14 protein-coding genes and 1 tRNA gene are annotated in these 16,000 nt (G+C 65.8%); 8 read left to right on the forward strand and 7 right to left on the reverse strand.

Annotated elements, in window-relative coordinates; genetic code table 11:
• Window positions 1-13: 13 nt before the first annotated feature.
• From QF047_RS16245 to QF047_RS16255, 3 genes are read left to right on the forward strand one after another with little or no spacing between them, the layout of a single operon-like run.
• The gene (locus QF047_RS16245; protein ID WP_307279206.1) at window positions 14-838 is read left to right on the forward strand and encodes a hypothetical protein; all 825 of its coding nucleotides are present in this window, start codon (window positions 14-16) and stop codon (window positions 836-838) included.
• Between the two features lie 2 nt (window positions 839-840).
• Window positions 841-2,307 carry a hypothetical protein gene (locus tag QF047_RS16250; RefSeq protein WP_307279208.1) on the forward strand — a complete coding sequence of 489 codons (1,467 nt, stop codon included), beginning with the start codon at window positions 841-843 and terminating at the stop codon, window positions 2,305-2,307.
• 2 nt (window positions 2,308-2,309) lie between these two features.
• Complete coding sequence (locus QF047_RS16255) at window positions 2,310-2,720, forward strand: hypothetical protein (RefSeq protein ID WP_306638215.1); 411 nt, start codon at window positions 2,310-2,312, stop codon at window positions 2,718-2,720.
• Window positions 2,721-2,745: 25 nt separating this feature from the next.
• Here the strand turns inward: QF047_RS16255 and QF047_RS16260 are convergent, their stop codons facing one another.
• Window positions 2,746-3,510, reverse strand: coding sequence for a DUF998 domain-containing protein (locus QF047_RS16260; RefSeq protein WP_307279212.1), 765 nt, complete (start codon window positions 3,508-3,510; stop codon window positions 2,746-2,748).
• A gap of 84 nt (window positions 3,511-3,594) precedes the next feature.
• Here QF047_RS16260 and QF047_RS16265 point away from each other — a divergent pair.
• From QF047_RS16265 to QF047_RS16275, 3 genes are all read left to right on the forward strand, one after another.
• A tRNA-Arg gene (locus QF047_RS16265) sits at window positions 3,595-3,667 on the forward strand.
• A gap of 1 nt (window position 3,668) precedes the next feature.
• On the forward strand, window positions 3,669-4,163 hold the full coding sequence (locus tag QF047_RS16270; protein WP_307279214.1) for a DUF6314 family protein: 495 nt from the start codon (window positions 3,669-3,671) through the stop codon (window positions 4,161-4,163).
• Window positions 4,160-4,576: an NUDIX domain-containing protein gene (locus QF047_RS16275; RefSeq protein WP_306638209.1), complete on the forward strand. Its 417-nt coding sequence runs from the start codon at window positions 4,160-4,162 to the stop codon at window positions 4,574-4,576. Before QF047_RS16270 ends, QF047_RS16275 begins: the two co-directional genes overlap by 4 nt.
• Before the next feature lie 43 nt (window positions 4,577-4,619).
• On the opposite strand, the gene QF047_RS16280 is transcribed toward QF047_RS16275, so the two are convergent.
• On the reverse strand, window positions 4,620-6,533 hold the full coding sequence (locus QF047_RS16280; protein WP_307279218.1) for an ABC transporter ATP-binding protein: 1,914 nt from the start codon (window positions 6,531-6,533) through the stop codon (window positions 4,620-4,622).
• Window positions 6,530-8,200, reverse strand: a complete 1,671-nt coding sequence (locus tag QF047_RS16285; protein WP_306638206.1) for an ABC-F family ATP-binding cassette domain-containing protein — start codon at window positions 8,198-8,200, stop codon at window positions 6,530-6,532. Before QF047_RS16285 ends, QF047_RS16280 begins: the two co-directional genes overlap by 4 nt.
• A 249-nt stretch (window positions 8,201-8,449) precedes the next feature.
• On the opposite strand from QF047_RS16285, the gene QF047_RS16290 reads away from it, so the two are divergent.
• Window positions 8,450-9,187 carry a hypothetical protein gene (locus tag QF047_RS16290; RefSeq protein WP_306638204.1) on the forward strand — a complete coding sequence of 246 codons (738 nt, stop codon included), beginning with the start codon at window positions 8,450-8,452 and terminating at the stop codon, window positions 9,185-9,187.
• The gene (locus tag QF047_RS16295; protein WP_307279222.1) at window positions 9,184-9,921 is read left to right on the forward strand and encodes a hypothetical protein; all 738 of its coding nucleotides are present in this window, start codon (window positions 9,184-9,186) and stop codon (window positions 9,919-9,921) included. The genes QF047_RS16290 and QF047_RS16295 overlap by 4 nt, the downstream gene beginning before the upstream one ends.
• 245 nt (window positions 9,922-10,166) lie before the next feature.
• On the opposite strand, the gene QF047_RS16300 is transcribed toward QF047_RS16295, so the two are convergent.
• From QF047_RS16300 to QF047_RS16315, 4 genes are all read right to left on the reverse strand, one after another.
• Window positions 10,167-13,202, reverse strand: coding sequence for a glycoside hydrolase family 38 C-terminal domain-containing protein (locus QF047_RS16300; RefSeq protein WP_307279225.1), 3,036 nt, complete (start codon window positions 13,200-13,202; stop codon window positions 10,167-10,169).
• 144 nt (window positions 13,203-13,346) lie between these two features.
• Window positions 13,347-14,234: a formate dehydrogenase accessory sulfurtransferase FdhD gene (gene fdhD / locus QF047_RS16305; RefSeq protein WP_307279228.1), complete on the reverse strand. Its 888-nt coding sequence runs from the start codon at window positions 14,232-14,234 to the stop codon at window positions 13,347-13,349.
• A gap of 81 nt (window positions 14,235-14,315) precedes the next feature.
• Window positions 14,316-15,695 (reverse strand): molybdopterin molybdotransferase MoeA, encoded by a 1,380-nt coding sequence (locus QF047_RS16310; protein ID WP_307279232.1) that lies wholly within the window; start codon window positions 15,693-15,695, stop codon window positions 14,316-14,318.
• The gene (locus tag QF047_RS16315) at window positions 15,692-15,985 is read right to left on the reverse strand and encodes a DUF6457 domain-containing protein (protein ID WP_306638198.1); all 294 of its coding nucleotides are present in this window, start codon (window positions 15,983-15,985) and stop codon (window positions 15,692-15,694) included. The genes QF047_RS16310 and QF047_RS16315 overlap by 4 nt, the downstream gene beginning before the upstream one ends.
• Between the last annotated feature and the right edge of the window lie 15 nt (window positions 15,986-16,000).

The raw sequence follows: 16,000 nt of genomic DNA on the forward strand, positions 1-16,000 counted from the left end.
ATCGGGGGGATCTTTGGGGGAATCACGGACAGACGTTGCTCTCAACGTCTTTGAGATCAGCGGGGTGGCCTGGGCTTTGACGGTCCACAAGGCGGCTGAGGTACTCGCGCATGAGCCCGAGGCGGACCTGTCCGCTTACCGGGATTCCATCCATGCCGAAGCGTTGGAGGCGCTGGATTCGCAAGAAGTAGAGGCGGCCGGGGCCGAACTGCGTCGGGCGGGAATAGTTGACGCGAGCGGTGCCATTACCCGGCAGTGGGTGCTGGCAGTCTCGATTGCAGCACTCGGCCCGCTGAAGGCCACTGCAGTGGTCCAGTCCGGCGAATCATCCGTCCACACCGAACTCGCCCTGGCACGCGGCCGGGGTATCGGAGTCACCTATGCCCGGCGCATCAGGCACGGTGACGGGGGCGTCGACGTGACGGAGGTCCGGAACGCCGTCGAAATATCCTTCTTCGCTGAGGAAAATGCCTGGGCCGCCCTCAATCGCCACCTCCCGGACATTAGGGAAGTCCCCGAGGCCACGGAACTCCCGAAGGCACCGGGCGCCGCGCTCGGCGAAATCGCCGCCAATGCCAGGTACACCATCCATCTCCAAGTGTCGGCTCATCCTGCGGGATCACGCACAGTGCGGCCGTCTGCCCCGGCCCCAGGTCCGGACCACGTCAGCTGGGACGTCTGGGCGCTTGGGGAGCGTCTCTATTCAGTCAGTACCGGTCCATCCGGCGAGGGTTCCGCCCTGACTCCTGTTCCCTCGGATGCCATTCGCCTCGGATTCGCGTGGCGCCTGTTGGGCGCCAGGGAATACCTGGCCAGCGCCGCGGAACAGGCGGCCTGAAGATGACCTTCTACGGAATGGACGTGGAAAGCGGGCGGCGCCTCAGCGAAGAGTTGGCCCGCGCCAGTGACCGGCTGGCTGCCCTGAGCCGCAGCCTCACACCCCTGATCCAGGGCTCGCCCTGGAAGGGCGCAGACGCGCAGAAGTTTACCGACGAATGGACCGGCCAGAGGACCAAGCTGATCAGCACAGCCGATGCGCTCGCTGCCGCCTCCAATGCTGTCAAGCGAAATGTCGAGGAGCAGGTGGCCGCCAGCAGCAAGGGGACGGGCCGACCGTCGGCTGCACAGGCTCCATCGTTCTTCGACTCGCTGGTTGGCTCCGTCGCCGGCACCGCAGGGGACCTGTGGGACACGGGCGGGAACGTCACCACTGCTGTTCAGGACACCGCGGGTAACCTGTGGAACTCTGTGCAGGACTCGGCTCCGCTTCCCATCCGCAACCTCATGGACGCGCAGGGAAATGTCGCCAGCCAAGCCCGCGACGCGATGGACATGGGCTGGCGGTGGCTGACATCCGGTGAGCCGCCATCGGTGACAGAGCTTGTCTCGAACGGCCTGCTGATGGCGGCCACCATGGAAAACCTGCAGGCAACCGCGCTCACCCTGGGTTTGTTCAACCCCCACCTGTTGGACGACGGCCGGCCAGTTGCCGGGGAGCCCATCCCTGTTGGCGTTGGCACTCCCAACGACATAGACAGCAACCGTCGGTTAGTAACACCGGTCCCATCCACTATCAGCGCACTCCTCGACGCCACTGATACCGCCTATTCCGACGCCGGAAAGTCCGGGGTTCCGGACACGGGCGTCCGTATCACTACGGTTGAGAAGCCGGGCGAGCCGCCTGCCTATATCGTCAGTATCCCCGGCACCACGCGGTGGTTGCCCGATGGTGCGGCAAATTCGACCGACCTCACAGGAAACCTTGAACTGGCCGGCGGCAACCTGTCCACCGCGGCGGAGGCAGTCCGGCTGGCCATGGAGCAGGCCGCCATTCCCGAAGGTGCGCCGGTGATGCTCTCGGGGCACTCCCAGGGTGGAATGATTGCTGCGGCACTTGCTTCCGACGGCAGCTTCACTGACCGCTTCAATGTCACCAATCTCGTCACGTTCGGTTCACCCGTGGATTCCACGCCCATCCCGCCGTCCATCGATGTCCTGGCGCTGCAGCATGCCGGAGATCCGGTACCGAAGGTGGACCTGGCCGACTCCACGGCGTGGCCGGGAGGGATCGTCACCGCCACCCGGGACAACGGGGCCACCATCGTGGAGCTGCCAAATCCTGACATCGACGCTGGGATCGCGGGCATCAATTACCACGACGCCAATCGTTACGTGGATTCAGTCAGCCAGTACGAGGCCGGCGGACCGATTGCCCATTACAGCGAACAGCAATCAACCCAACGATTCCTAACCATGGATGCCAGCCAGGTAACCTCAACCGTGACCAACGTCTCCCGAAAGCAGTAATAATGCGCCGACTCTATACCGTTGCCAGGGTGCTGGCCTTAGCGTTGGTGGCCTTAGGGCTCTCAGCGTGCATGGCGAAGGGTCCTTCCACTGCTGACCGGCTGGAAGGCGACATGCACGAAGCCGCGATGTCAGTTGCTGGAATCGAGTCGGCGGAGGTTGACGTAATTCTTAACACCTCGGGAAAGTTCATCACCGTGAAGTTGGTTGGGTCCAGCTATGACGAGGCCGGCCTCACAAAAATTCTCGGCGATGCGCTCCCGCCGATTCTCGCGACGACTGAAGAGCTTGAGTCGGGTTCCTTCGCCGTCGGTATCTTCTCGCCGGACGACGCCGTGTCTGCCGGGGCCGGCACACTCGGCTACTCGGGGGGGAAATCGCTGAGCAGGTTCCGCGAGTTCTTCGTCAAGTAAGCGATTCTGGTCAGCCGAAGTGGCATCAGCGGGCTGCGCGGGCGCGCAGCTGGGCACGTTGCTTCCGGTGCCGGCGCACCCGCTGCGCAATGACCAGACCCGCGGTCGCCATCCCCACCGTAACGGGGTAACCCATGAGCCGCTCCAAGGTGCCGGGTTCGGGCACGTGCATGCCGGTCAGCCCGCCCGTCACCAAGGCAGCAGCGGACACGACACCGCAGGCCAGGATGAACCACGCCATGGCTGTTTTCCGGAGCCAAAGAAACCCCAGAACCAGCAGGGCCGCCGCTCCTGTAATGAAGTAAATTACGGCGCCGGAATAGTGCCAGCCGGAACCGGCGTCCTCTGGAACCAGCCCCACGATCACCGTGCCGGCCCCCGCCGTTCCGATCAGCAGGCGCACGCAGACTGCAGCGACCCACGGTCTCGGCCGTCCCGCTTGCACCCGGGCGCCGGCAAGGGCAGCCACGCACAGCAGCCCCGAGCTCAGCAGCAGCGCACCCAAAAGCATCCCGAGTCCCTGGACCACAAACGAGGCGTTCATCAGCCAGTTCAACGGCGAACACACCGCACGGCCGTCAAAGACACCGCAGTGCAAGGCACCAAGGTCGCTGATGTAGCCCGTGCGGAGGTCGTAGGGCCGTGGGCCTGCCCAGGCCAGGATCACCGCAGCTTCCGCCGCGAAATACTGCAGCACGCTGAGCACCGACCACGCCCCGATGTACTGCCGGGTGGAGGCGGTGTCCGGAATAACGGCAGCGGCTGACGATGTGGACGGCGCTGAACTCATGCCTTGAGCGTAGTACGGCTCCGCACCTTGTATGCTTGTATCCGTGTCCGCCACGGCCCGGCCCTGCCGATCCAACGGATGCGCGCCCTCGTAGCTCAGTGGATAGAGCACGGCTCTCCTAAAGCCGGTGTCGTTGGTTCGATTCCAATCGAGGGCACTTGAACGTTCCTCCCCCGGAGTTCGACCTCCGCGCCTACCTGCTCGGCCCAACTGCGGCCACAGGGCACGAACCTGCCGGGGCCGGACTGTGGAAGGTCCAACGTGACCTGCTGGACCGCGCCGCTGGCACCCGCGGAACCTTCTCCGGCGTCGTACATTTTGTTCCCGCGGACGACGGCGGCCTGGCCCTCCGCGAGGAAGGCACCATGCGATGGCCTACTTTTACCGGCCCCGCCACCCGCGACTACGTGCTGAAAACCACTGCCCGTCCCGACGCGCTGGACTTCTTCTTCCCGGACGGCCGCCCCTTCCACAGCATGAGCTTCACGCCGGAAGCCAACCTGGACCAGCACTGGTGCGATCCCGACACGTACCGCGTGGCCTACAACTACACGGATGCCAACAGCTTCAGCTACAGCTGGGACGTCCTAGGGCCGCGGAAAAACCTGCTCCTCACGTCGCGGCTGGTCCGGCGGCCGGAACGGGAAGCATGAAAAACCGCATCGTGGTCTCGGCCGTCTGCGTCTTCGACAACGCCGGCCGGCTTCTGACCGTCAGGAAGCGCGGCACGTCCATGTTTATGCACCCCGGCGGGAAGCCCGAAGCAGGCGAAAGCGCCGTCCAGGCCGCTGCCCGGGAGCTGGCTGAGGAAGTAGGGATCGTCCTCGATCCAGGCGAACTGAGGCTGATGGGGGTCTGGATTGCCGACGCCGCCAACGAGGCTGCCACTGACATCGAGGCAACGGTGTTTATGGCTCCGGGCACGTGGGAGGCCCGCCCCTCCGCGGAGATTGCGGAGATCCGGTGGCTGGACCTGCCAGCCCTGGACGGGGTCGCCGAACTACCCGGCGACCTCGCCCCGCTCCTGACGGACCATATCCTGCCCGTGCTGGCCCGCCAGCCCTGAAGCCGCCAGCCCTAAAGCCGCCGTCCCCGAAGCCGCGGGGCAACTAGAACTCCGGAACTGCTTCCTGGACCACTGCGGTGGCTTCGGCGAACTGCGTCCGGTACAGCTCGGCATAACGGCCTTCGGCGGCCAGCAGTTCGGTGTGGGTGCCGCGCTCCACAATCCGGCCGTCCTCCACCACCAGGATCGCGTCGGCGGCACGGACGGTGGAGAGCCGGTGGGCAATCACGACGGCGGTCCGTCCCTCGAGCGCGGCGCCCAGGGCCGCCTGCACGGCGGCTTCATTGGTTGAATCCAGCGCGGCAGTCGCCTCATCGAGGATGACGACGCGAGGCTGCGCGATGAGTAGCCGCGCGATGGTGAGCCGCTGCCGTTCCCCGCCGGAGAGCCGGTAGCCGCGTTCACCCACTACCGTGTCCAGCCCGTCCGGCAGGGACCGGATCATGGTCTCGAGCCGGGCCTGGCGGATGACCGACCACATGTCCTCGTCCGTGGCGTCCGGCTTGGCCAGCCGGAGGTTGGAGGCAATGGTTTCGTGGAAGAGGTGGCCGTCCTGGGTGACCATTCCCAGGGTCTCCCGGAGGGAATCGAAGGTCAGGTCGCGGACATCCACCCCTGTTCCGGGCCTCACGCCACCAAAACGGATGGCGCCGGAATCGACGTCATAAAGTCGGGCCAGCAGCTGGGCGATGGTTGACTTGCCGGCGCCCGAAGAGCCCACCAGCGCCACCGTCTGCCCAGGCTCAACCCGGAAGCTGACCCCGTGCAGGACTTCCTCGCCGCCGCGGGTGTCCAGGGTGGAGACGTCTTCGAGGGAGGCCAGGGACACCTTGTCCGCAGAGGGGTAGGAGAACTGGACGTCGTCAAACTCCACGGAGAGCGGGCCGCGCGGCGATTCCACAGCATCCGGCTTCTGGCGGATGAGCGGCTTGAGGTCCAGGATTTCGAAGACGCGCTCGAAGCTGACCAGGGCACTCATGATTTCCACACGTGCGTTGGAGAGGGCGGTGAGCGGAGCGTAGAGGCGCGTGAGCAGCAGAGCCAATACAACGACGTCGCCCGCGGCCAGCTGCCCTCCCAGCGCCAGCCAGCCGCCCAGCCCGTACACCAAAGCGAGGGCGAGCGCCGAGACCAGCGTCAGGGCGGTCACGAAGGTGAACTGCAGCATGGCAGTACGGACCCCGATGTCGCGGACGCGGCCTGCGCGGACGGCGAACTCGCGGGATTCCTCGTCCGGCCGCCCGAAGAGCTTCACCAAGGTGGCGCCAGGGGCGGAAAAGCGCTCAGTCATCTGCGTGCCCATGGTGGCATTGTGCTCGGCGGCTTCGCGGCGCAGCTCGGCCAGCCTGGAACCCATACGACGGGCGGGGATGAGGAAGATCGGGAGCAGGATCATGGCAAGCACAGTCACCAGCCAGGATTTATTCAGCATCACCACAAGGGTGAGGGCCAGCGCCACCGCATTGCTGACCACACCGGAAAGCGTGCCGGCGAAGGCCGACTGCGCCCCGATCACATCATTGTTAAGACGGCTCACCAGGGCACCGGTGCGGGTCCGGGTAAAGAAGGCGATAGGCATCTTCTGCACGTGGTCAAACACCCTGGTGCGCAGGTCCAGGATCACGCCCTCGCCGATGGAAGCGGACAACCAACGCGTCACGAGTCCCAGCCCGGCCTCGGCCACAGCCACGATCGCAATCAGTATTGCGAGCCAGACCACGGTTCCGGCGTCCGTCTTCGCGATGATCGCGTCCACCACCTGGCCGGCGAGCACCGGTGTTGCCACAGCCAGGACGGCCATCACGATGGACAGCAGCACGAAGGCGATCAGCCGGCCGCGGTGCGGCCGCGCGAAACCAAACACACGCTTGAGGAGCTCCCTGGAGAACGGCTTGGAGCCGTTGGAGGCGCGGGTGATGTTGTAGAGGGAGCTCCAGGCAACCCTGTCCATACTCATTTTTGGTTGCCTTTCAAGGCGCTGTCGGCCAGCACTTCAGTGACGGTTCCGTTCTCCACATTCCAACGTACATCCAGCCGCACGTTTTCCAGCAGCCTGCGGTCGTGCGTCACCAGCAGCAGGGCGCCGTCGTAGCTTTCCAGCGCCTCCTCAAGCTGCTCGATGGCGGGCAGGTCGAGATGGTTCGTTGGCTCGTCCAGGACAAGGAGGTTCACACCCCGCGCCTGCAGCAGGGCCAAGGCCGCCCTGGTGCGCTCACCGGGCGACAGCGAATCAATGGTCCTGGCAGTGTGGTCCGCCTTGAGGCCGAACTTGGCCAGCAGCGTGCGGACCTCCGCCGGAGTGAGGTCCACCAGGACAGCCTCTACAGCGTCAGCCAGGGGAAGGTGGCCGGCAAGCAGCCCGCGCGCCTGGTCAATCTCGCCGATCGCCACGGAAGCGCCCATGGCTGCGCTGCCGGACTCCGGCGCGAGGCCGCCCAGCAGCAGGCGGAGCAGGGTGGACTTGCCGGCACCGTTAGGGCCGGTAATGCCGATCCGCTCCCCCGCGTTGAGCTGGAGATTTACCGGGCCCAGGGTGAAACTGCCCTGGCTCACCACGGCGTCACGGAGGGTGGCTACTACCGAGCTGGAGCGGGGCGCCTGGCCAATGGAGAACTGCAGCTGCCATTCCTTCCGCGGCTCTTCCACCACGTCCAGCCGGGCGATCCGCGATTCCATCTGCCGCACCTTCTGGGCCTGCTTCTCCGAAGACTCAGTGCTGGCCGCCCGGCGGATCTTGTCGTTGTCCGGGCTCTTCTTCATGGCGTTCCGCACACCCTGGGAACTCCACTCGCGCTGGGTCCGCGCCCGGGACACCAGGTCCGCTTTGGTGGCGGCGAACTCCTCATACTTCTCGCGTGCGTGCCGCCGTGAAACGGCGCGTTCCTCCAGGAAGGCGTCGTAGCCGCCGTCGTAAACCGCTACCGAATTCTGCGCCAGGTCCAACTCCACCACCGTGGTGACGCAGCGGGCCAGGAATTCCCGGTCGTGGCTGACCAGCACTACGCCGCCGCGCAGGCCCCGGACAAAATCCTCCAGTTTTGCCAGGCCGGCAAGGTCCAGATCATTCGTGGGTTCGTCCAGGAGGACAACGTCGAACCGGCTCAGCAGCAGGGCCGCTAGCGCCACCCGCGCCGCCTGGCCGCCGGACAAGCCGGTCATTTCGGCATCAGCACCGGTTTCGAGGCCCAGCTCTGCCAGGACAGCGGGGATGCGCTCATCGAGGTCCGCGGCACCTGAGGCCATCCAGCGGTCAAAGGCCCGGGAATAGGCATCATCGGCACCGGGCGCGCCGGAGCCAAGCGCCTCGGCGGTGGATTCCATCTCGACTGTGGCCTCGGCGCAGCCTGTCCGCCGGGCGATGTAGCCGGCCACGGTTTCACCATGGATCCGTTCGTGTTCCTGGGGAAGCCAGCCCACGAAAGCGTCTGCCGGGGCAAGGCTGACCGTTCCTTCCTGCGGCTGGTCGACACCGGCCAGGAGCCGCAGCAAGGTGGACTTTCCGGCGCCGTTGGCACCCACAACGCCTACAACGTCACCGGGGGCAACGGTCAGGGAGAGCCGGGAGAAAAGCTGCCGGTGGTCGTGACCGCCGGAAACCTCCTTGGCCACAAGGGTCGCAGTCATTGATCCTTCCTTTCACCGGAGCATCCGCAGCCGGTTTGTCCACTTTCCGGCGCGCATCAGCCTTGCTGATCCGCAGGAGGGAGGGCGCCGGAGGCGGCGGACATAAAAGAACCCGCTGGTCCGGACTTGGGGGGTGTACGGACCAACGGGCTCGACCATCAAGCATAGTCGAAACCGGAGCCCGGGTAAAACCGGCCGGGATACCGGAAGCTAAACTCAACACACCATCCGTTCTGCAGAGAGCCCTTTATGACCCTCCCCGCCAAGGCGTTCCAGCGCTGGCTGCAAGGCGTTGCGCCGGAGGCCAGCACGGCTGACGTCTGCAGGATCTCCGGGATCAAGCGGACCACCCTCGCCCAGCAACTGGTCCGCGGAAAAGTATCGGTCACCACAGTCGTCAGCATCAGCCGCGCCTATGGCATCAACCCGGTGGCCGCCCTGGCCGATTTTGAGGCCTACCGGCAGTTGGCCGATCCCCAGCCGCCGCCCACGCGCTGGGAACTGGTCAGCCAGATCTCCACCGCCGACCTGTTGGGCGCCGTGCTGGCGCGTCCGGCCCTGGACCCCGGCAGGGAGGCCGGCGATGAACCGCCCGTCCTCTCGCCGGCGCCGCACGCCACCTCAGTCAAGAACTGGGTTGAGGCAATTGACGACGGCGAGGTGCGGCACCGCGTCTCTGCCGCGACCGGGATTGCGCCCCAGAATTATTCGGCGCAGCTGACGGCCAACCGGCTGACGGCTGAGCTGGCAGTTGCCACGGCCCGGGCGGCCGGGGTTGGACTGACCGGCGGCCTGGTGGCCACCGGCCTCGTTACCGAAGAGGAAGCGGGCTGGGCCCCCGGTGCACGCCGGGCCGCACTGGCCAGCCTGTCGGACGGCGACCTCGCCGTTTTGGCCGGCGACCGGCTGCAGGCCTTGGGCAAGGTGTTGCGACGCCAGGAGCAGGACCAGGCGCAAACGGAAAAGATTTGGGAGAACCTGGGATGATCGAAATACTCCAGTGGTCAACACTGGCCACCTGCGGCCTTATCGCGGCGGCCCGCGTCCCCAGCGCGATCCGCGGTGAGAACAGGTCACTTTTCTACATCTTCGCCCTGATGACCGCAGCCATCCTGTTGAGCATCGAGGCACCGTACCTTGTTGTGGACGCAGCCCTGGGCGGGATCAACCTCGCCAACCTGCTGTTGCGCTTCATCATCTTCGCCGCGATCTACTTTGTGGGCATCCGCGTGACCCGCGGTTTCGGTGCGGACCACGCCTACCGGCTCATCACGGGCAGAACCGGGATGACAGTCCTGCTGGTGATATCCCTGGTGATGGTAGGCGTGTTCTTCCTGATTGACACTTCAGGATCATCTGCAGGACTGCTGGCAATATCACGCAAGAGCGAACGCAATTTTGTGCTGGTGGAGTACTACGGGGCAGCCGGGCGCGCCTATCCGTCCTACGTTTCCCTGGTTCTGCTGCCAGCCATGGTGCGTGCTGTCGGCAGCAGGCTGCCTGTGCTGGTCCGGCTGGCCGCCGGGCTGTTGGCCGTAGGCGGAGTGGCTATTGCCCTCACTTTGCTGTTCCCTGTGGTGCCACCGGAATGGGGCGGGGTCGAATTCATCATCAACTACACCGCCGTGCTCTGCTTCGTTGTGGGCCTGGCGCTTATCTGGGCTGCCAGGGTCAGAAGCCGGAGGCCACCCCGTGCGCCGAGGTCATCTACCGAAACGTAACCCTGGGGGCTTTCACACAATCATTAGAACGTGCAATAATCATGGATGTGTGAAGGCGGGGGTTGCCGGGAGTTTACGAACGGGGATACTTTCTTGAACGAATGCAGCCTCCGGGGGCCTTTGCACGCTTTGGGGGGATGAGTGGTGGCGGCCGTTGGGGACCGCCCCCACTCAGCCATTTAAGGCCTTATAGCAAATTCTTCCGGGGCTTCTTCCGCCTGATTAGGTCTTCCCTGGCCTGGCTTTCAGCCGTCCGCGCGCTCAAAACGCAAGGTCACCAGCTGGAACGGCCGGAGCAGCAGTTCGGCGCCATCGGGGCCGGCCTCCACTCCAACCGCCTCGGCTGCCCGCTCCAGCAGGTCCACGGCAGTGACGCGCCGGACCGGGAAATTGGCGGTGAGCCTTCCGGCCGAGCGCTGGCCCAACGATTCGTACAGCCTGGCGATCACGTCCCCGGAGCCGTCCTCGGCAAGCTTCACCGCCTCAACAACAACGGCCGGGTTGGATAAGGTGAACAGCGGCTCCACCGGCGATCCTCCGCTGACCAGGCGCGGTGCCAAATTGGTGCGATACCCCTCCTGGACAGCATCGGCAATGCCAGCGCCAGGCCGGATGGTCACGGTGAGCTCGTGCTGCCCGCGGTCCGCGTCCGGGTCCGGAAACTTCGGGGCACGCAGCAGTGACAAGCGCACTGTGGTGGTGGTGCCGCCGTCGGCCTCCCTGATGCTCCTGGTGACATCGTGCCCGTAGGTGGACGAGTTGGAGACTGCTACGCCGTAGCCCGGCTCCGCCACGTGGATCCAGCGGTGCGCGCAGATTTCGAACTTGGCGGCTTCCCAGGACGTGTTGGTGTGGGTGGCGCGGAAGACGTGCCCGAACTGGGTCTCGGCGGCTGACCGGTCAGCCCGCACATCCAGGGCAAAGCCGAGCTTCAACAGCTTTTCCCGCTCCTGCCAGTCAGCAGACGTGGTGATGGACAGCGATGGGCTTCCAGCGGCAAGGCTGATGCGTTGGGTGATGGCAGAGGACCCTGCCAGCCGTTCCACCACAACAGCAACGCCGCCTTCATCCTCCGCCAGCCGCACGCACTGCGCGCTTGTCAAAGGCGTGACGTTACGCCGGTAAAACTCGTCAATGTCCCAGGCATCCCACTCGTTGGGCGTGTCACGGTGCAGCTCAAGCAGGTTGCCGCGCTCCCCCGGGGCAATCGCCTCGCGGCCGCTGGCGTAGTCCTTGAGCGAGGTGATCAGCCCCTCGGCATCCACCACCGCACGAATGATGCCATTGTCCAGGACGTAGCCGCCGTCCTGCGCGGTGGCCCGTGCCGGCAGCGCCGGCGCGGCCGGCTCCCCCGCCGCGAACGCGGACACTCCGGCCCGCGGATGCGGGGCGGCATTGAGCAGGAAGGTCCGTTCACCGCTGCCAAGCATGGCGGCAGCGGCGTCGGCGACGAGCGCTTCGAGGGCAACGCCAATGGCCTGGTAATTGCGTTCGGCATCCTGGTGCACCCAGGCGATGGAGCTGCCCGGGAGGATGTCATGGAACTGGTGCAGCAGCACCAGCCGCCACAACCGCTTGAGCTCGGCCGCCGGATAAACGAACGAATCCGTGCGTACCGCGGCGGTAGCACACCACAGTTCCGCCTCGCGCAGAAGATGCTCGCTGCGCCGGTTGCCCTTCTTGGTCCGGGCCTGGCTGGTGTACGTGCCGCGGTGCAGTTCGAGGTACATCTCGCCCGCCCAGACCGGGAGGGACGGATACTCTGTCTCGGCCTGTTCGAAGAAGCTCGCCGCCGATCCGATCCGCACCTTCGGTGAGCCTTCCAGGTCCGCCGTCCTGGCAGCAGCGGCAAGCATTTCCCTGGTAGGTCCGCCGCCGCCGTCGCCATAGCCGAAGGGCACGAGGGACACTGTGCCGCGGCCATGGTCGCGGTAGTTGCGCTCGGCGTGGGCCAGTTCGCGTCCGCTGAGCTCCGAATTGTAGGTGTCCACCGGCGGGAAGTGGGTGAAGAGCCGGGTGCCGTCGATGCCCTCCCAGTTGAAGGTGTGGTGCGGCATCCTGTTGGTCTGGTTCCAGGAGATCTTTTGGGTGAGGAACCATCTGCTGCCGGCGGATTTGACGATCTGCGGCAGGGCTGCGGAATAGCCAAAGGAGTCAGGCAGCCAGGCTTCCTGGCAGTCCACCCCGAATTCGGCTAGGAAAAAGCTCTTGCCCTCAACGAACTGGCGGGCCATGGCCTCCCCGCCGGGCATGTTCGTATCGGATTCCACCCACATGCCGCCGACGGGAACGAACTGGCCGGCCCGCACTTTCTCCCGGATCCGGCCGAAAAGTTCGGGGTAGAACTCCTTGATCCAGGCGAGCTGCTGGGCGGAGGAGCACGAGAAGACGAAGTCCGGGTATTCATCCATCAGGGCCACGACGTTGGAGAACGTGCGGGCGCATTTACGGATGGTTTCCCGGACCGGCCACAACCAGGCGGAGTCAATATGGGCGTGGCCGGTGGCCACCAGCTGGTGTGCGGACGCGTAGGCGGGCCTTGCCAGGACTTCGGCAAGCGCTTCACGTCCGGCTGCTGCAGTGCCGGCCACGTCATCGGGGTCCATCACGTCCATCATGCGCTCGAGGGCACGCAGGATCTCGTGCCGCCGTGGCTGTTCCCAGGGCAGCTCAGCCATCAGCCCGGACAGCGTCCAGATGTCCTGCTGGAGTTCCCACACGGTCTGGTTCAGCTCCGCGATGGCAATGGTTCCCAACCGGTACTGCGGCGCCGTTCCCGCCGTCGACTTATCCCCGTATGGCGTGGGGGCAAAAGTCCAGCCCTGGGCAACGTCCGGATTGGCGGCTGCCTCCACGTAAAAGTCCACGGCCATGCCGCCGCCAAGCAGCTTCAGCGGGATGTACTGGTTGCGGGGAGAGACCGCCTTGATGATGGTGCCGTCGGCGCGCCAGGCGATGCCTTCGCATTGGAAACCCGGGACCTCGATGGTGAAGCCAAGGTCCACCACCACTTCCACCGTGGTGTCCGGCCCGGCACCCCAGAATTCCGGCACCTCGCCCTGGAGGCGCAGCCACTTGGTGCCCCACGGTTTCCCCCACGGAGCGCCATGTTCCTGCGGCTGGAAGTCCTGCCGCATGGCTTCGAGGGCCGGGACCGGCTCGTCGGGAACATCCCAGCTGCTCAGGGCCAGAGGCAGGCTCCGGCTGTAGACGGCAGGGGTGATGCGTTCGCGGACGAACCTTTCGAGGCGGACTTCCGTGATCCGTCGGTCGTCATGCAATGTTGGCCCTCTTAAACGCTGGAAATGTGGACCAAGGTGTCCATTCGGTAGATTAACTACCCACCGGTAGCCTACTAGCCAACTGCTCAGGGGGGAACAACCCCAAAGCGGTTTGTGGACAGACCTACAATATGGTCCCCTGGATCAGGGCAGCGCGCGGGCCGGAACGTGTACAGCGGGCCTGACGATCCGCTGGTCCCCTGTGTAGATGTTAAGGCTGGTGCCCCGGCTGAATCCGGCCAGTGTCATGCCGCTTGCCTCCGCAAGCTCCACGGCAAGGCTGGAGGGCGCGCTGACGGCAGCCAGCACCGGGATTCCTGCCAGCGCCGCTTTCTGCACCAGCTCGAAGGAGGCCCGGCCGGACACCTGGAGGATGGTCCCGCGCAGCGGGAGCAGTCCTTCACGCAGGGCCCAGCCCACTACCTTGTCCACGGCGTTGTGGCGGCCCACGTCCTCACGGAGGCACAAAAGTTCCGCGCCGCCGTCGTCCCCTATCTTGAACAGCCCGGCAGCGTGCACTCCCCCGGTATCCTCAAAAACGCGCTGGGATTTCCGCAGCAGCCCCGGCAGCGATGCCAGGAGTTCCGCGTCGATGCCCAGGGGGTCCTCGGCGAGGTTGTAGCGCGAGGACTTCCGGACGGATTCAATCGAATCCGTCCCGCAAATGCCACAGGAGCTGGATGTGTAGATGTGGCGGCCGATGGAGGGAATGGTGACGTCCGGCCGCAGCTGGACCTCCACCACGTTGAAGGTCTGCATGCCGTTCTCGTCCTCGCCGGCGCAGAAACGCAGCGACACGAGTTGCTCGGCGCTCCAGATGATGCCCTCCGACACCAGGAACCCGGCCACCAGGTCAAAGTCGTCACCCGGGGTGCGCATGGTCACCGAGAAGGACAGCTGGCCCAGCCGGATCTCCAGCGGCTCCTCCACCGCGAGGACATCCTCGCGGTGCCGCACCGGAAATTCGAGGGCCTTCGGAGAACCATCGAGGACATATTTGTGCACCTTGCGGCGCTGGGTCACGCGGCCCACGGCCACCCCTGCTTGTTCATAGCTCCATCATGGCAACTGCCGGAGCCGGATACCAGCCGGGACGCACACACGCAGCGATGCTCAGCCAAGGAGCGCGCTCCAGTCCACGGGGCCCGCGGCTGCCGGCTTGGCGGCCGTTCGGGCAGGCCGCCCCGCGTTCCTGGTCTTTGCTTTCGAACCGGGATCCGCAGCTGCCGGAATGGGCGGGCCCCAGGGCAGGGCGAAAGCCGGTACCAGTTCACCGAGCTGGACCCCATGCGGCGGCACCACCATAACGCCGTCGGCCGACGCCAGCCCGCGCATCATGCCGGGACCGGTGTGCTGTGCCGGCGAAGCCATCCCGTACAGGAGGCGGAACGGCATCAGGCGCGTGCGCCCCGGATCGGGTTCGATGATGCCTCCGCACGGCACCTCTTGGATCTCCGGCAGGGTGCCGTGGCCCAGCGCGGCGAGCAGCGGGGCCCCCACAGTACACAGCGCCATCATCGCGGCGAGGGGATTCCCCGGCAGTCCCAGCACAAACCGCCCGTCCGGCAGCTCCGCGAGGACCGCCGGGTGCCCCGGCCGCATCGCTATCCCGTCGATGACCAGCCGGCCGCCCAGCTCGGCCACGGCCTGGCGGAGATGATCGGTGCCAGACTTTCCTGTCCCGCCCGTGGTGATGACGACGTCGGCCGGCAGGTCCGGCGCGCCCGGCACCTCAGGCACCACGTCTTCGAGGGCGGCAAGCCACTCGGCGTAAGAGTCGCCGATCCGCTGCTGTTCGCCTGCTATTCCTCCAAGCATGTTCACCACTGCCGGCAGTTGCGGACCAAAAGTGTCCCGCACCTGGCCCGGAAGCGGCATACCCTCGCCAATCACTTCGGAACCGGTCAGCAAAAGCCGGACCATGGGTTTGCCCTGGACGGGCACTTCGTCGTAGCCGGCCAGGGCGGCCAGTGCAAGATGCGCAGGGTTAAGCAACACTCCCGCTTTCACCAGGATGTCCCCTTCCAGGGCTTCCTCACCGGCTTTCCGGATGTGCTGGCCGGTGCGCGGCTCACCCGGCCGGGCGCTTCCGCCGGTAGTCAGGACCGGCAGTCCGTCCTCGTCCTTGCCCAGCAGAGCACTCTCGCTGCGAAGCACGGCTTTTCCGCCGGGAGGAATGAGCCCGCCGGTCACAATGGGGCTTGCCTGGTGCGGCGCCAGCCGCGTGCCGGGCTCCACGAGGATCCACGGGCCGGTACCGTTGACCGCCCAGCCGTCCATGGCCGAGGACGCGTAGTGAGGCATGTCCTGCAGTGCCACGATGTCCTGGTGCAGGGTGCGGCCAAGGGCCAGATGCAGGGGAACCGGTCCGGCAGGAATCGGCGTTGCTGCCGCGAAGGCAGCCTGCCGGGCTTCCTCCCAGGTATGGGCGAGGTGGTGCGTCGCCTCTGGCGGGTCTGCTGAACTCCGTTCGTCCCCGGGTTCTTCAGTCATTCGCCGGGAGCCCCGGCGGCTTCGGCATCGTAATCTGCAGCCAGGGAACGTGCCACGGCCAGGGCCTCTTCCATGGATGAAGCCTCCGTGCTTTGTCCGGAGCCCGAGGCCAGGCCGGCGGCGTAGCCGGCAATGAAGGTGGTCAGGGGCGCTGCCGGCCGCACCACGGAGTGCGCAGCAACGCCCGCCAGGGCAAGGATGGCATTGACGTCCACCTGGACGTCCTCAAGCTCATAGGCCTGAAGGAGGGACCTGCACCACTCCTCCAGCGTTTCATCCTGGCTTTTCACTCTTTGCCTCCCAAT

This window comes from Arthrobacter sp. W4I7, assembly GCF_030816215.1.
Lineage (GTDB): Bacteria > Actinomycetota > Actinomycetes > Actinomycetales > Micrococcaceae > Arthrobacter > Arthrobacter siccitolerans_A.

What these genes read in the sequence shown, in the direction of transcription:
- QF047_RS16310 (WP_307279232.1), bottom strand. Translation starts at nt 15,695, where the DNA reads ATGACTGAAGAACCCGGGGACGAACGGAGTTCAGCAGACCCGCCAGAG.
- QF047_RS16295 (WP_307279222.1), top strand. Translation starts at nt 9,184, where the DNA reads ATGATCGAAATACTCCAGTGGTCAACACTGGCCACCTGCGGCCTTATC.
- QF047_RS16255 (WP_306638215.1), top strand. Translation starts at nt 2,310, where the DNA reads ATGCGCCGACTCTATACCGTTGCCAGGGTGCTGGCCTTAGCGTTGGTG.
- QF047_RS16285 (WP_306638206.1), bottom strand. Translation starts at nt 8,200, where the DNA reads ATGACTGCGACCCTTGTGGCCAAGGAGGTTTCCGGCGGTCACGACCAC.
- QF047_RS16250 (WP_307279208.1), top strand. Translation starts at nt 841, where the DNA reads ATGACCTTCTACGGAATGGACGTGGAAAGCGGGCGGCGCCTCAGCGAA.
- QF047_RS16290 (WP_306638204.1), top strand. Translation starts at nt 8,450, where the DNA reads ATGACCCTCCCCGCCAAGGCGTTCCAGCGCTGGCTGCAAGGCGTTGCG.
- QF047_RS16280 (WP_307279218.1), bottom strand. Translation starts at nt 6,533, where the DNA reads ATGAGTATGGACAGGGTTGCCTGGAGCTCCCTCTACAACATCACCCGC.
- QF047_RS16275 (WP_306638209.1), top strand. Translation starts at nt 4,160, where the DNA reads ATGAAAAACCGCATCGTGGTCTCGGCCGTCTGCGTCTTCGACAACGCC.
- QF047_RS16260 (WP_307279212.1), bottom strand. Translation starts at nt 3,510, where the DNA reads ATGAGTTCAGCGCCGTCCACATCGTCAGCCGCTGCCGTTATTCCGGAC.